The sequence below is a fragment of the Leifsonia sp. YAF41 genome (assembly GCF_052113185.1).
Lineage (GTDB): Bacteria > Actinomycetota > Actinomycetes > Actinomycetales > Microbacteriaceae > Cryobacterium.
In genome coordinates this window covers 82,757-97,393 of the sequence record NZ_JBFRCS010000002.1, presented here as the reverse complement: position 1 = coordinate 97,393, position 14,637 = coordinate 82,757, and the positions used below count along the sequence as shown (strand labels likewise).

Below are 14,637 nucleotides of genomic sequence, written 5' to 3'. Positions count from 1 at the left end.
GCAGCCGTCAGTTCGCGACCGCGACCGGCTTCTGCGCGACCGGTGACAGAACGTGGATCAGGGCGACGGCCGCAATCGACCCGGCACACAGGATGCCGGCGAGCACGACAATCTGAAACCGTCCGGCTTCGAGCGGCGAAGCCCCACCGAAAATCGCCCCGACGAAAGCCCCGGGCAAAGTGACCAGGCCGGTGGTCTTTGTCTGATCGGTCGATGGGATCATCGCGAAGTGGATGGCTCTCGATGCCAGCAAGCGCGTCGACTGGCGCGGGGTCGCGCCGAGCGCGAGCCAGCCCTCGACCTCGTCCCACTGCTCACCGACCGATTCGCCGAAGCGGCGCCCGGCGATGGTCGCGATCGACATGGCGTTGCCGATCACGATTCCGCCGTAGGCCAGCACGTAGCGCGGGGTGAAGTCGATCGCCCCGGTGGCGAACACAATCGTCAGGGTGACGGCGATACCGAGCCCCATCGCGGCGGCGACACCACCGAGGTGCGGCCAGGACCATCCGATGCGCCGGGTGACGGTGCCGACCGCCGCCACGAACATCACGACCAAGCCGACCGCCACCCAGAGCGGGCTGGAAATCACGCCGGTCAGGACCAGGCTGATCGCGCCGAGCTGCAGGATGCCGCGGACGAGCGCCCAAGCCGGCGCGAACGGGTTCGGCGTGCGGTAGCCGCGCAGCACCGACACGGTGACGGCGACGAGGAGCACCAGCCCGAGCAGGGTCGGCAGGAGCGCGCCGAGCTGCGCGAACAGTTCGGCCGGCCACGTCATAGGTTTGAGACTACTCAGCGCGCCCGGGCCCGTGGCTAGGCTGATCGGATGAATCCTGCCGCAGACTTCAGCATCAAGCCGACTCTGGTCGGTTCGCGCGTCACCCTCCGCCCTTTTGAGCCCGCCGATCTTGCGGCAATGGCGCGCATTCTGGCCGACCCCGACGTGCGTCGGCTGACCGGCAGCGTCAACACGACCGCGGGGGCCGAGGCCTCCAGTGCCGACTCCGGAACCGACGACATCGCTCTCGATGATGCGACTCGCGCCTGGTATCTCTCCCGCAACGACCAGACCGACCGGCTCGATCTCGCCATTGTCGACAACAGCACGGGCGATTGCGTGGGCGAAGTCGTGCTCAACGAGTGGGAGCCCGAGAACGCGAGCTGCAATTTCCGCATCCTGATCGGCCCGGCCGGCCGCGATCGGGGCCTCGGCTCGGAGGCCACAGCGCTTCTGCTCGATCATGCGTTCGCTGCAACCGCCCTGCACCGAATCGAACTCGAGGTGTACGCGTTCAACCCGCGCGCACAGCACGTGTACGAACGCGCCGGTTTCACCCTGGAAGGCCGCCGTCGCGATGCCCTGATCTTCGACGGTCAGCGTATCGACGCCATCGGCATGTCGATGCTGCGCACCGATCGGGCATAGCCCGCAACCAGAACGGGGGGTTCGAATTTCAGTGCGATTCCTCCCTCGATCTGCGCATTCGCTGCAACACTGGTGAATTCGAGATCTTGCTGTTCACGACATTGCTGTTTCACGACACCCGACAGGACTCCCATGACCGACAGCGCCGCATCCGCCACCGATCAGAGCGCACCGGGCGGCACGCCTCCCCGGTCTGATCTCACCGGCTGGAGCCGCGCGCCGTTCACCGCGGCTGGCCTCACCCATGACTGCTTCGAAAAGGGCAGCGGGCCGGGAGTTGTTCTCATTCCCGAGATCCCGGGGATCACCCCCGAAGTCCTCGCCCTCGCCGAGCATCTCATTGCCAACGGTTTCACCGTCGTCGTCCCCTCCCCGTTCGGCACTCCCGGCAAACTCGGCACCCCCGGCTACATCGCCCAGGTGATCACCCGCCTCTGCGTCTCGGCCGAGTTCCGCGCCTTTGCGATGAACGCCGAGCGCCCGATCACGGCCTACCTGCGTGCCGTCGCCACCGATCTCGCCTCCCGCACTCCCGGGCCCGGCGTCGGCGTGATCGGCATGTGCTTCACCGGCGGCTTCGCCTTGGCGACGGCAGTGGATGAAGTCGTGCTGGCTCCCGTGGTCAGCCAGCCGTCAGTCCCGCTCCCGCTCGGCCGGGCCCGCAAATCCGATCCCGGGGTCAGCGAGGCCGAACTCAACCGCATCGCCGACCGCGTGAAGAACGACAACCTGTGCGTGCTCGGACTGCGTTTCAGCGAAGATGCCACCTCCCCGCGCGCGCGCTTCGACACCTTGCGCGCACGGCTCGGCGACGCCTTCGAGGTCATTGAACTCGACTCCTCCCCCGGCAACGCGGCCGGCTTCGGGGCCGGGGCGCACTCGCTGCTCACCAACGAGGTGCGCGAGGTGCCCGGCCACCCGACGATCGCCGCCCGCGATCGCGTGGTGGAGTTTCTCAAGGAACGCATCAGCGTCGTTACAGAATGATCACCACGATGGATGCCTCTTTCGTCACGTTCGATCCGCAGTCGCCGACCCCTGCCTCCGAGCAATTGCGCACCCAGATCCTGGCCGGGGTGCAATCAGGGCGGCTGGCCGCCGGTGACAAGCTGCCCACAGTGCGCGGCCTGGCCGAGCACCTCGGGCTCGCCGCGAACACCGTGGCCAAGGCCTACCGCGCGCTCGAGCAAGACGAGGTGATCGAGACGCGCGGCCGCAACGGATCGTTCGTCTCGGCCAGCGGTGATTCGACGCACCGGCAGGCGCAGCTGGCCGCGGCCGCGTACGCCGACCGCATCAGGACGCTCGGCGTCGACCCGGCCGAGGCACTCGCCCTGGCCGCGGCCGCTCTCGGGATCCGCTAGTCCGCCCGAACCGAGCGCCGTTTTCTACTCGCGAATTGCCGCACATGGCCCCCTGAATTCGATTCAGGGGGCCATGTGTGTCAACGGAGGGTGCCGGGCTAGATCACACCCTCGGAGAGCGTGCTCGGGTTTCCGAAACGGTGAGCGGTGATCGAGATCGCCTGCTCGCGCAGGAACGGCAGCACCTCGACCCGTCCGGCCTGCGTGACCGGGTGCGAGTAGACCGCGATGTCGGGGCTGCCGCCGAGGGCCGTGAGCAGCGCGGTGGCCGCGGCCGCAGCGCCGTCGAGCTGGTCGCCGCCGACGAGGCGCACCCGGCTGGTGGTGATGCCGCCGCGCGCGGCACGCTTCAGCCAGTCGGCGTCGCTTTCGACGCGCACCGGAACGTCCCGGCCGTCGAGCAGGTTGCGCACCTTCGCCGGAATCTCTACTGCGCTCGACACCACGAACTTCGACTGCGAGAGCGTGGCCGCCGCAATCACGCGCAGGAGCTCGCCGAGTGAGCCGTCCTCCGCGAGGCGCACCGTCACCGGCAGCGGCAGGTAGCGGAACAGGTTGCGCTCGAGGCCGACCGCCGAGACATCCTTAATGGTGCTGAACTCGTTGCGCCAGGCGATCGCGTCGCTCAGGGCTGAACGGCGCAGGATGTCGAAGTCGGTGTAGTCGAGGGAGCTCTGCGAGGCCTCGATCACGTCGGTCACGCGCTGCTCAAGTCCGCGCAGGTGCAGCGTCGAGCTGTTCTTGCCGGGGTCGGTGACCCAGCTGCCGAGACCGAAGAGGTAGTTCGGCCCGCCGGCCTTCGTACCGGCACCGACCGAGGAGCGCTTCCAGCCGCCGAACGGCTGGCGCTCCACGATGGCGCCGGTGATGCCGCGGTTGATGTAGAGGTTTCCGGCCTCGACGGTGTCGAGCCATTCGGCGAGCTCGTCGGAGTCGAGCGACTGCAGCCCAGCGGTCAGCCCGTAGTCGACGGCGTTCTGAAAACGGATGGCTTCCTCGAGCGTCTTCGCGTGCATGATTCCGAGCACGGGGCCGAAGAACTCGGTGAGGTGAAAGTACGAGCCGGGGGCGACACCGGTGCGGATGCCGGGCGACCAGAGCTTGCCGCTGTCATCGAGCTGGCGCGGCTCGACGAGCCACTTCTCGTCGACGCCCAGCGAGGTGAGCGCGTGCAGCAGCTTGCCGTTCGCCGGCTCGATGATCGGACCCATCTGGGTCGCCGGGTCGGACGGGTAGCCGACGTGCATCGAGGTCGCGGCATCCACCAGCTGACGCACAAACCGCTCGGACTTCGCGACCGAACCGACCAAGATCACGAGGCTAGCGGCCGAGCACTTCTGGCCGGCGTGACCGAACGCGCTCTTGATCACATCGGCGGCGGCGAGGTCGAGGTCGGCGCTCGGCGTGACGATGATGGCGTTCTTACCGCTGGTCTCGGCCAGGAGCGGCAGGTCATTGCGGAAGGAGCGGAACAGCTGGGCCGTCTCGTAGCCACCGGTCAGGATGACGCGGTCGACGGCGGGGTGCGAGATCAACTGGGTGCCGAGGTCGCGGTTGCCGAGGTCGACGAGGGCGAGCAGCTCGCGCGGAACTCCCGCCTCCCAGAGCGCCTCGACCATGATCGCACCGGACCGCTGCGCGAGCTTGGCCGGCTTGATGACGACACCGGAGCCCGCGGCGAGCGCCGACAGCACTGAGCCGGCGGGGATGGCGACCGGGAAGTTCCAGGGCGGGGTGACGACGGTCAGCGTCGACGGAACGAAGATGGCACCCTGCACGGCGTCGAGGTCCTTGGCCCGCTCGGCGTAGTAGTGCGCGAAGTCGATGGCTTCGCTGATCTCGGGGTCGGCTTCGGCGATGGTCTTGCCGGTCTCGGCGGCCATCACTTCGATCAACCGGTCGCGGTTGCGCGCGAGCGCCTCGCCGGCGCGGTGCAGCACGCGGGCCCGCTCGGCGCCGCTCTTCTGGCCCCAGGCGGTTCCGGCGGTGACGACGGTGGCAATCACCGCATCGAGGTGGACTGCCTCATCGATCCGCGCGGCGGCGATAGTGTCCAGCCCCAGCGTGCTTTTCTCGACGCGAGCCAGGATGGCGCGCCCCCAGGCCCGGTTCGCCGGCAGCGACGGGTCGGTGTCCGGTGCGTTGTGGAATCCGGATGCGTGAGCGGCGGCGGCGTCTGCCACGTCGGCCTCGGCGGCCCCAGCGTCCAGCGATTCGGCATCGAGCGCTCCGGTACCGAGCGACCCGCGGGTCAGCCCGAGCACGGCGTTGGTGAGCTGCGGGTCTTCCTCGCGGGCACGTGGCTGCGTGAAGGAGAGCGCGTCGTCCGCTGCGGAAATGGCAGCGGCGTCCGTCGCCCGGCCCGATTCAGCGGCTTCGGCCCGCGCCGCCCGCTCGAGCTCGGTTTCCAGCGCCCGGTTCTGGGTGCGGTGCGCGACGGGAACGGTGATGGTGTCGGCGTCCAGCTCCTCGAGCGAAGCCAGGAAGCGCTTCTTCTCGCGCTGGAACAGGGCCGGCGTGCTGGTCAACTCGAACACCGCCGACATGAAGTTCTCTTGGCTCGCGTTCTCTTCGAGACGACGAATCAAGTAGCTGATCGCCACATCGAACTCGGCCGGGTTGACGACCGGCGTGTAGAGCAGCAGGCGTCCGACGTCGCGGCGCACCGCTTCGGCCTGACTGGTCGCCATGCCGAGCAGCATCTCGAACTCGACCCGGTCGGCCACGCCACGGCGCACGGAGAGCAGGTGGGCGTAGGCCACGTCGAAGAGGTTGTGGCCGGCGACGCCGATCTTGACGGCATCCGTGTTCTCGGGGGTGAATGCCCAGTTGAGAACGCGCTTGTAGTTGGTGTCGCTATCTTGCTTGGTCGAGTAGGTCGCCAGCGGCCAGTCGTGAACGGCCGAGTCGACGTGCTCCATGGCGAGGTTCGCGCCCTTGACGATGCGCACCTTGATCGGCGCTCCACCGGCTGCACGTCGCTTCTTCGCCCACTCGGTCAGGCCCTGCAGGGCGCCGAGGGCGTCGGGCAGGTAGGCCTGCAGCACGATGCCGGCCTCGAGGCCGGCGAGGCCGTCCTGGTCGAGGATGCGCTCGAACACCGCGATGGTGAGGTCGAGGTCGCGGTACTCCTCCATGTCGAGGTTGATGAACTTGGGCGTCGATGCCGCGGCAGCCAGGCGGTAGAGCGGGGTCAGTCGCTCGACGACGCGGTCGACGGCCTCGTCAAATGACCACATCGACAGCTGGCTGGCGATGGACGAGACCTTGATCGAGACGTAGTCGACGTCGTTGCGGGCGAGCAGGGCGCGGGTGCCTTCGAGGCGTCGCAGAGCCTCTTTCTCGCCGAGCACGGCTTCGCCGAGCAGGTTGATGTTCAGACGGTTGCCGCCCTCGCGCAGCTTCGCGATCGCGGGGCCGAGCTTGTCGGGGGTGGCGTCGACGACGAGGTGACCGACCATCTGGCGCAGCACGGTGCGTGCGGCGGGGATGACCACCCAGGGCAGCACGGGCCCCATCACTCCGCCGAGGCCGATGGCTCCGCGCATATAGGAGGGAAGGAAGGCGGGGGCCTTCTTCGCGACCTGCTGCAGGTTGTAGCCCGCGACCATCACGTCTTCGGGGCGCATCACACCGTCGACGAAGCCGACCGTGAAGTCGAGGCCGTTCGGGTCTTTGAGCACGCCGGCCAGCCGCTCGGCCGAGGCGTCGGCAGGAATCTCAGCGCTCTCAGCGAGCCACTTCTGCACCAGGGCAACGACCTCGGTAGCAAGGTCTTTCTGGGCGGGGACAGTGGGATTGGTCATGGTCACGAGGTTAGTCTTTCGTTCGCTGAGTCTGCTCTGAGGCAGCGGGTAGGGCGGTGCTGATCTCAGTCTGACGCTCCCATTCATGAAGCAAAAGCGAATCTTTCTGAACGATAATGGTTAGCAGAATTGATGGATGTCACGGCGCTGGTCACAGCGTCGCATCCGACCAGGAGGCCGCGCCCCGTGCGGCAAGAAAGCGAGCGACGATGCTTGATGTGCGACGGTTGCGCCTGCTGCGCGAACTCAAGATCCGGGGCACGCTCGCCGGCGTCGCCGACGCCCTCGCCTRCAGCCCCTCGGCCGTCTCGCAGCAGCTCGCCCTGCTCGAGAAAGAGGTCGGCGTTCCGCTGCTGCAGAAGGTCGGTCGGCGCGTGCAGCTCACTCCGCAGGCCGAGATCCTCGTGGCGCACACCGCGCTCGTGCTCGAGCGACTCGAACTCGCCGAAGCCGAGGTGACGGCGTCCCTCACCACCGTGTCGGGAACCGTGCGCGTCGCCGTCTTCCAATCGGCCGCGCACGCCGTCATTCCGCAGGCACTCACCCTGCTCGCCACCGACTACCCCGATCTGCGCGTCGAAATCACCGAGCGCGAGCCGGAGCTGGGCCTGTTCGAGGTCTCGGCCCGCGACTTCGACCTGGTCATCGCCGAGCAATACCCCGGCACCACGCGTCAGCTTCGGCCCGATCTCGACCGCGTTCCACTGGCGATGGATGCGCTCCGGCTCGCCGTCTCGCCCGCGGCGACTCGGCCGGAGACGCCCGCTCACACGTCCCGCCCGGTCACCTCCCTCACCGACGCGGCAACTCTTCCCTGGGTGATGGAGCCGGCCGACACCGCCTCCAGGCACTGGGCGATGCAGCTGTGCCGGTCGGCCGGCTTCGAGCCAGACGTGCGCTTCGAGACCGCCGACCTGATCGCTCACATCCGGCTGATCGAATCGGGCAATGCCGTCGGCATCCTGCCCGACCTGGTCTGGGCCGGTGCCCGGCCGAGCGTGCACCTGGTCGATCTGCCGGGTCGCCCGGAGCGCACGGTCTTCACCTCGGCGCGGCGTTCGAGCGCGGACCGCCCCGGCGTTCTCGCCGTACGTGCGGCGCTGGCGGATGCGGTGGCCCGGGTGGCCGCACCGGCCGTCGCCGGCGCGTAGGCGTCGCGGCGCGAGACATCGGCCAGATGCCCGGTGTAAGTTACAACGAACATGACTGATTGTGAGTCGCTGCGGGCCATCCGCACGGCTGGCCGTCACTTCGATTGGGGATCCTTCACATGCGCAAAGTTTTAAGCTTGACCGCCATTGCAGCCCTCGCTTTCGCGCTGAGCGGCTGCGCCACGAACGCCGGAGGCGCCGGTGACGATGCGACGGGTTCCTGGGGCAAGATCGACGTACAGGGCGAGCCGTCGCTCGACCTGGCCGAGGGCGGTGCACTGAGCGGCACTGACGGCTGCAACCGCCTGATGGGCACCTGGACTCAAGACGGCGACACCGTCGAGTTCAGCGAACTCGCCTCGACCATGATGGCGTGCGAAGGCGTCGACACCTGGTTGAACCTCGCCACCACCGGCACGGTGAACGGCGGAACGATGACGCTCCACGACGCCGACAACAACACAATCGGCACCCTCGAACGCAGCGAGTAGTCGTCACCTCACCGAACCGGCCAGCCGGCCGCATCCGTCTCGCCCGTGCTGAGGATCGAGCGGATGCCTACCGCGTCTGCCTGCTCACCGGCAATGCCGGCACCGATGCCACCGGTGTCTACCTCGACGACACGGTCGTCGCTGAGATCTACGTCGGGCCGTACCTCGCACTTGAACCCGAGCTGTCGTTCGTCGTCGACACCGGCCGCGGGGTCGAGGGCTACGTCGTCGCCACCGCCGACACCCGACGGTTCATTGAGCGCTACCGCGCCGAATGGCTGCCCGGATTTGCCGAACGTCACCCGCGCCCGGTGGCGGCTGGGCAGTCGGGCACCGGCCAGCAGGGCACCGAACCGATGGGCTCCGTGCTGAGCGTCGCCGAGGAGATGACCGACCGCGGCTATCGCCCCGAGAACATGCTCATCGCCGAGCTCGACGAGTTTCCGGCCCACCTGCACATCAACCTGCTGCCTTCGCTGCAGGGGCAGGGCTTCGGCCGGGAACTGATCCGAACAATTCTCGCCGCGCTGCGCGAGCGCGGCGTCGGGGCGGTGCACCTTGGAGTCGCACCGACCAACGCCGCGGCGATTGCGTTCTACCGCCGGCTCGGCTTCACGGAGCTGGCATCGAGCACTCCGGAGGGTCCGCTCTTCGGGATTCGAACTGACGCGGCGGTCTAGCGCGTCGGGCGGGCGGCCTTCGGTCGAACGAACCGGTGGACGACCCTGCCAAGCCCCAGGTCAGTAGGTTCTAGCGATGCACTGCTGTTCGGCGAAGTTCCTGGGGAAACTCGGTCGACGCATCGCCCAACGCCAACAGCATGTGGGTCATGCGCGCAGCCTGCTCAAGGTTATTCACCTTTCTGAACGCGTCATCGACCGTGTCCCCCAACACGGAACAGCCGTGATTGCCCAGAACGACGCAGTCAGCGTCAGTCATTGCCTTCGCCGATTCCACCGCCAGCTCCACTGAACCATTCGGATAGAAGGGAATCCGTTCAATACGCGGAATGTACGCGACGTGATCGAGGGTCAACTGCCGGATCGGATACCCGAGCGCGTCAACGCTCACGCAGGCTTCAGGATGAAGATGTAGCACGACACGGGCGTCCGGCCGGCGCCGGTATACCTCGTGATGCAATTTCCATTCGCTCGACGGGGCGTTCCCACCGAGCTGCTCGCCATCTTCACTCATCAGCGCAAAGTGAGCCGGTGTCAGACGGTCGAGGAACGCCCCTGTCCCTGTGACGATGAACTCACCCGACTCCGCGTGACGCGCCGAAAAGTTTCCCCCGCTGGCAATCGCGAGACCGTTGCGAACACTCTGTCGGCCCACTTCACCGAGCTGTTCGATCAGCTCATGCCACTCGCCCGAAATCTGCCGAATCATCGCGAAGCCACGGGGAGCAGAAGCTCAGCGAACTCGTCTCGGTAGAAGTCGAAGCCTCGACGGGACCGGTGCACCAGCCAGGACCGCCCGATTCCGAGCATGATCTCGACGCCGCGAACGTACTCTTCGTCATCGAGCGTCTCGATATCGCTGACCTTGGCGAGGCCGATCACCCGACGGGCCGCCTCACAACCCGCGAACCCCCATGCATCGTCACGGATGTCGTCGAGCCACGACTCCAGGAAAGCGTCGGTGTATTGCTCGGGCTTCTGGCGAGCGGGCCACGCCGATCGAAGTTCATCCTCGAACGCGCGCCAGACGAGTTCGACCTCATCCAGCACGGAGACCGCGCGCTCGATCTCCCCCCGCGCGGCAGCTCGAGCTGCCGCGGCTAAAATGTTTCCCCACAGAAGTCCCAGATCGAAGCCGATAGGACCGTAGAAGGCGAACTCTGAATCGAAGGCCTTGACCGAGAAGTCTTGTGCCCCGGCTTCGCCACGGATGAACATGCTCCCGGTGTGCAGATCACCATGGATCAGGGCTTCTTGCACGGTCAGGAATCGGCGCTTCATGCGCATCGCGCCGGCCACCCACTCGGCATCCTGCCGGAGCGCCTCAAGTTGGCCGTCGACAATCGAACGCACACTATTGCGCGTGCCGCCCAGATACGGCTCAGTGAAGATGAGTTCCTCGCTGATCAAGCAGAGCTGAGTATTGACGGCCTCGCCCGCCTGAATCCGAAACCCTTCTTCGCCCAGCGCGAGCCAGGACGTCCCAGCGAGAATCCGTGCGACAAGGCGTCCCATCGGCTCGAAAGCGCCGGAATGTGATCCACCCCTGTTCAAGCGCGAGCGCAGTACCTCATGGTCCGTCAAGTCTTCGAGAACGAGCACGTGCTGATCATCGTTGTAATCGACCAGAGCACAGACCCATTCCGGTGCGAGCGCACCGTGAACCCTCAGCGAGTGCGCCTCGCGCGCGGCGCGATCCTCGGTCATCGGCCATTCAGGCCCAACCAGCCGCACGTACGGGAGGGACTGTTTCAGCACGAGCGCCCGACCATCGCCATCCCGACAGATGAAGACCAAATTGAGGTTACCGTCGCCCACTTCGTCGACAGTGAGGCTCTCGACATCAACGAGGTGTCGCAGTGCCGGCTGGCCACCGATGTACCCGCCGATGGTCTCGCTCGTGAGCATAGTTCCAACCATTTATCTGACCCTCTTCCGCGACAGTGAGAATGAAAGTACCAACGAGAGAAGCAAGACGAGGCCCTTGATGAGGTCCTGGGTGAAGTAGCTCAACCCGAGCCTGGTCAGGCCGTAGAGCAGCACGCCGATGAAGACGGCCCCCACCACCGTGCCGAGCGCATTCGGCTTCCTCGCGCCGAGAACGGCGAAACCGATCAGGGTCATGGCCACGGCATCGAGCAACACCGAGTCACCGGCTGTCACATCACCCTGTCGAAGACGGGAGGCCAGGATGATCCCGGCGATGGAGGCGAGTACGCCTGAGATCGTGTACGCCGCGAATCGATAGCGGTTGACCCGTGCACCAGCGAGTCGAGCCGCCACCGGATTCCCACCGACAGCATAAAACAGGCGACCGAAGCGAGTGCGTTCCAGAAAGACCCAGACCAGAATCGCCACAACGATGAGAACAATGACCGAGAGGGGGATACCGAACAGTTTTGAGCCATCAATGGCGCTGAAGTCGTCGGTGAACTTGCCTGGCATCTTCTCCCCATTCGGCAGGGTCATGCCGGTGGTGAGGGTCTGCCCATCGACCAACCATTTCTTCAGACCCTGAATGGTGAACATGACGCCGAGGGTGGCCAGGAGGTCCGGGATCTTCAACACCACGATCAAGACGGCGTTCAGGCATCCGACAGCCGCCCCAGCCAGCAGACAGCAGACGATCGCCGTCACACCGGTGAGATTGAAGCGGATCATCACCATCGCTGCCACCGTCACGGAGAGGCCTGCAGTCGCCCCAACAGAGAGGTCAAGGTCGCCGACGACCGCAGCGAGGGTCATCCCCAAGGCGGCGATCGCCGCGACCGCCTGCGCCTGAAGAATGGCGGATGCCGTGGTCAAGCTGGCAAAGCCCGGAATGACGAATGAAAACCCGATGATCAGAGTGAGCGCCATCGCGAGCACGCCGTAGCGAACGAGGAAGTCTGTGAATTGGTACGTCCGCGGGGTGCGTATGAGGTCAGCGGTCACCGGGTCCTACTTTCTTGAAAGTTCTGTGGATGGAGCGGGCACATTCATTCGTCGGCTATGACGAGGAATACGCGTGATGGGAGTGTGTGACGGCGCTCATCGCGTCGACGATTCGTTCTCGGGTAGCCTCGGACAGGCGCATATCGGCGACGACTCGGCCGGAATGGAAGACAAGGATGCGGTCGGCCACTTCCAGCGCCTCATCGATGTCAGAAGTCGCGACGAGGACAGGTGCGAGCGCGGTGACGTCTCGGATCGTTGCGGCGATGTCGTGCCGTGCATTGATGTCAACACCCCTGAACGGTTCATCGAGCAAAAGCAGCTGGGGAGCGCCCAGCAACCACCGTCCGATGACGACCTTCTGCTGGTTTCCTCCGGAGAGCGTCTCGATCTCCTTCGTCGGCCCGGCAGTGACGATGCCGATGCGATCGATCATCCGCTGTGCAGCGTCGCGTTCCGCCGCACGGTCCATGACGATCAGCGGGGAGAAACTGCGCAGGAAGGGCAGAGTCATAATCGTGTCGATCGACCATTCGGCAACGATCGACTGTTCGTGTCGTGACTCAGGAATGAGGTACACCCCTCGGGCGATCGCCTCGGCAGGATGCCGGGCCGCGATCGGCGTTCCGTTGAGTTCAATGACCCCGCCGACAATCGTCTGAGCGCCGAAAACCCACTCCAACAGCTCAGACTTCCCACTGCCGAGAAGACCAAGCAGAGCCGTCACCTCGCCGGTGCGCAGTTCCAGGTCAAAGGGCTCCGAGTCCGCGAAGACCTGGGCCCCCGTGAGAGTGAGGGCCACCTCGCCACCGGGGAGTTCTTCGTGGGTGAGCTCCGACGGGGTCTTGTCGAAGAGTTCGGTGAGCACTTCAGACCACTCGAACCCGCCGTCGGAGTTCTTCGAGAACTCACCGCGCATCTCGCCATCGCGCAAAACCCCCACCCGGTCAGCCAGCTCAGCGATCTCGGCGAGCTTATGGGTGACGAATAGAACGGACATCCCTTCCTTCACCAGTTCGCGAACGAGTCCGAACAGGCGAGCCACTTCGTCGCCCGACAGCGCGGATGTCGGCTCGTCGAGCACCAGGATCTCCGGACGACGCGACAACGCTCTGGCAATCACCAGAAGCTGTCTCTCTGACACCCCCAGGTCCCGCACTGGTGTGCGCAGAAATTCCGGCGTGACGTCGAGACCCAGTCGGCTCGCGATCTCCCGCGCGCGCGCTTCAGTCTTCTTGCGGCTGACCAGAAGTCCGTTTCGAGCGTCGACGAAGGTGTCGAGGGCCAGATTCTCGGCCACCGTCATGTCAAGCACGACCCCGTCGTTCGGGTTCTGTTGAACCGTCCCAATTCCCAGCCGCTGAGCCGACAACGGATCGTTGATTTCAACGACCGTTCCGTTGATCTCTATCTGGCCGTTGTCGGCTCGGTGCGCGCCGGAAAGCACCCGGATCAGAGTGGACTTACCCGCTCCGTTTGCCCCCATCAGGGAGTAGATCTCCCCTTTTCGTACCGCAAAGCCCACGCCGCGCAAGACGCGGTTCGGGCCAAAATCCTTGACGATGCTCGTCAGTTTCAGTGCATGTTCCATGACGCTCGCGTCCCGTTGCAGAAATTGGATGGACGAGATGAGACGGCCGCGATCTGCGCGACCGCCTCTCCTCGTGATTAGCCGATGGTGATCTCTGGGATCCAGGACGCCCCGAGGATGCCGGGTGTGCTCAGCTCGGGAAGAGCGACGCGGAGTTCGTCCATGTTCGTGACGTTCTTGTCGCGGAGCAGCTGCTGCGTGATGAGCGCGGCCGGGATCGCCATCTTGGACGGCATGTCGACGCCGGCACCCGCAGCAACGGCTGCCCGGGCAACGATGGCTCCGACGTTCGCCGGGTCGGTGGCCGCGGTTGCCCTCCAGGGGCTGCCGGCCTCCGTCATCAGACCAATGTCGGCAGTCGAGACGTCGACTCCGTACACGTTGACCTTGTCAAGCATGTTGTTCTGGCGCAGCGCGATGAGAGCGCCTTTCGCCAGTTCGTCATAAGCAGCGAACACAATCGTGGTGTCTGGGGCCGAGCTCAGCGCCGCCGCGCCTTCGGTCGCCGTGTCTGCCGCAGCGGACTCACTGTATTTTCCGAAGTGAGCGACCTCTTTGAAAGTGGGGTTGTCGGTGAGGAACGTCTTGTAGACGCCGTCGCGGGTATCAAGCGGTGCAATGCCCGAGACGTTTACGTATGCAATGTTGCCGCCGTCGGCGTTGTCCGTCTTGATCTGGTCGAGAATCTTGCCGGCGAGGGATTCATCATCCTGCGAAATGTACAAGGCCTTCTCGTTGGCGATCGCAACATCGTAGACAACGACGGGGATCCCCGCTTCGATTGCCTCATCGATCTTCGGGTTGAGGGAGTCCGCCAACCCGTGGTCGACGACGATCGCGTCGGGCTTGGAGTTGATCGCGTCGGTGAACTGCGTCACCTGCTTGCCGTTGTCGCCCCGAGCGTCGAACAACTCGACGGTTCCTCCGGCAGCTTTGACCTGCTTGGTGAATCCACCGCCCCACTGCTCAAAATAGTCGCCCACCCCTGACTGGCGTACCAAGGCGATTTTCAGGCCGTCCTTGAATCCGGCGGGCTTGGAGTCGGGGAGAGCAAAATCGTTTTCCGACACGACAGGTGCAGCAGCAGCCGGCTCCTCGGGAGCCGCAGCTTGCGTGCAACCGGTGAGCAGAATCATGGACGCCGCGACGGCAACCAGTGGGATTGCTTTGAACTTCACTGTTCATTCTCTT

Annotated in this window: 13 protein-coding genes; 6 read left to right on the top strand and 7 right to left on the bottom strand. The window is 65.5% G+C overall.

All coding sequences use genetic code 11. The features are described 5' to 3' along the window. Positions 1-7: 7 nt before the first annotated feature. The gene (locus AB4Y63_RS02250) at positions 8-781 is read right to left on the bottom strand and encodes an ABC transporter permease (RefSeq protein WP_441789415.1); all 774 of its coding nucleotides are present in this window, start codon (positions 779-781) and stop codon (positions 8-10) included. Positions 782-829: 48 nt separating this feature from the next. Here AB4Y63_RS02250 and AB4Y63_RS02245 point away from each other — a divergent pair, with 48 nt between their 5' ends. The 3 genes from AB4Y63_RS02245 to AB4Y63_RS02235 all read left to right on the top strand — a co-directional run bounded on the left by AB4Y63_RS02245 (position 830) and on the right by AB4Y63_RS02235 (position 2,793). Beyond that, positions 830-1,429, top strand: coding sequence for a GNAT family N-acetyltransferase (locus tag AB4Y63_RS02245; RefSeq protein WP_441789414.1), 600 nt, complete (start codon positions 830-832; stop codon positions 1,427-1,429). Between the two features lie 132 nt (positions 1,430-1,561). Beyond that, positions 1,562-2,416 (top strand): dienelactone hydrolase family protein, encoded by an 855-nt coding sequence (locus AB4Y63_RS02240; RefSeq protein WP_441789413.1) that lies wholly within the window; start codon positions 1,562-1,564, stop codon positions 2,414-2,416. Beyond that, a complete protein-coding gene (locus AB4Y63_RS02235; RefSeq protein ID WP_441789412.1) occupies positions 2,413-2,793 on the top strand; it encodes a GntR family transcriptional regulator in 381 nt (126 codons plus the stop codon). The genes AB4Y63_RS02240 and AB4Y63_RS02235 overlap by 4 nt, the downstream gene beginning before the upstream one ends. Before the next feature lie 98 nt (positions 2,794-2,891). On the opposite strand, the gene AB4Y63_RS02230 is transcribed toward AB4Y63_RS02235, so the two are convergent. Further along, entirely contained in the window at positions 2,892-6,599 is a 3,708-nt protein-coding gene (locus tag AB4Y63_RS02230) for a proline dehydrogenase family protein (protein WP_441789411.1), read from the bottom strand. Between the two features lie 209 nt (positions 6,600-6,808). Between AB4Y63_RS02230 and AB4Y63_RS02225 the strand changes: the two genes are divergently transcribed. From AB4Y63_RS02225 to AB4Y63_RS02215, 3 genes are all read left to right on the top strand, one after another. Beyond that, positions 6,809-7,750: a LysR family transcriptional regulator gene (locus tag AB4Y63_RS02225; protein ID WP_441789410.1), complete on the top strand. Its 942-nt coding sequence runs from the start codon at positions 6,809-6,811 to the stop codon at positions 7,748-7,750. A gap of 137 nt (positions 7,751-7,887) precedes the next feature. Continuing rightward, positions 7,888-8,241 carry an META domain-containing protein gene (locus AB4Y63_RS02220; protein ID WP_441789409.1) on the top strand — a complete coding sequence of 118 codons (354 nt, stop codon included), beginning with the start codon at positions 7,888-7,890 and terminating at the stop codon, positions 8,239-8,241. Continuing rightward, a complete protein-coding gene (locus tag AB4Y63_RS02215) occupies positions 8,124-8,921 on the top strand; it encodes a GNAT family N-acetyltransferase (RefSeq protein WP_441789408.1) in 798 nt (265 codons plus the stop codon). Before AB4Y63_RS02220 ends, AB4Y63_RS02215 begins: the two co-directional genes overlap by 118 nt. Positions 8,922-8,991: 70 nt before the next feature. Here AB4Y63_RS02215 and AB4Y63_RS02210 read toward each other — a convergent pair whose 3' ends face one another. From AB4Y63_RS02210 to AB4Y63_RS02190, 5 genes are all read right to left on the bottom strand, one after another. Continuing rightward, on the bottom strand, positions 8,992-9,630 hold the full coding sequence (locus tag AB4Y63_RS02210; RefSeq protein ID WP_441789407.1) for a class II aldolase/adducin family protein: 639 nt from the start codon (positions 9,628-9,630) through the stop codon (positions 8,992-8,994). Further along, positions 9,627-10,841: an S-methyl-5-thioribose kinase gene (gene mtnK / locus AB4Y63_RS02205; protein ID WP_441789406.1), complete on the bottom strand. Its 1,215-nt coding sequence runs from the start codon at positions 10,839-10,841 to the stop codon at positions 9,627-9,629. The genes AB4Y63_RS02210 and mtnK overlap by 4 nt, the downstream gene beginning before the upstream one ends. Continuing rightward, on the bottom strand, positions 10,842-11,855 hold the full coding sequence (locus AB4Y63_RS02200; RefSeq protein ID WP_441789405.1) for an ABC transporter permease: 1,014 nt from the start codon (positions 11,853-11,855) through the stop codon (positions 10,842-10,844). A gap of 55 nt (positions 11,856-11,910) precedes the next feature. Next, the gene (locus AB4Y63_RS02195) at positions 11,911-13,446 is read right to left on the bottom strand and encodes a sugar ABC transporter ATP-binding protein (RefSeq protein WP_441789404.1); all 1,536 of its coding nucleotides are present in this window, start codon (positions 13,444-13,446) and stop codon (positions 11,911-11,913) included. 77 nt (positions 13,447-13,523) lie between these two features. Further along, complete coding sequence (locus AB4Y63_RS02190; protein ID WP_441789403.1) at positions 13,524-14,624, bottom strand: substrate-binding domain-containing protein; 1,101 nt, start codon at positions 14,622-14,624, stop codon at positions 13,524-13,526. Positions 14,625-14,637: the final 13 nt, after the last annotated feature.

Bases quoted from the DNA above. Each gene is read 5' to 3' on its own strand.
- AB4Y63_RS02250 (WP_441789415.1), bottom strand. From the start codon at position 781: ATGACGTGGCCGGCCGAACTGTTCGCGCAGCTCGGCGCGCTCCTGCCG.
- AB4Y63_RS02245 (WP_441789414.1), top strand. From the start codon at position 830: ATGAATCCTGCCGCAGACTTCAGCATCAAGCCGACTCTGGTCGGTTCG.
- AB4Y63_RS02240 (WP_441789413.1), top strand. From the start codon at position 1,562: ATGACCGACAGCGCCGCATCCGCCACCGATCAGAGCGCACCGGGCGGC.
- AB4Y63_RS02235 (WP_441789412.1), top strand. From the start codon at position 2,413: ATGATCACCACGATGGATGCCTCTTTCGTCACGTTCGATCCGCAGTCG.
- AB4Y63_RS02230 (WP_441789411.1), bottom strand. From the start codon at position 6,599: ATGACCAATCCCACTGTCCCCGCCCAGAAAGACCTTGCTACCGAGGTC.
- AB4Y63_RS02210 (WP_441789407.1), bottom strand. From the start codon at position 9,630: ATGATTCGGCAGATTTCGGGCGAGTGGCATGAGCTGATCGAACAGCTC.
- mtnK (WP_441789406.1), bottom strand. From the start codon at position 10,841: ATGGTTGGAACTATGCTCACGAGCGAGACCATCGGCGGGTACATCGGT.
- AB4Y63_RS02195 (WP_441789404.1), bottom strand. From the start codon at position 13,446: ATGGAACATGCACTGAAACTGACGAGCATCGTCAAGGATTTTGGCCCG.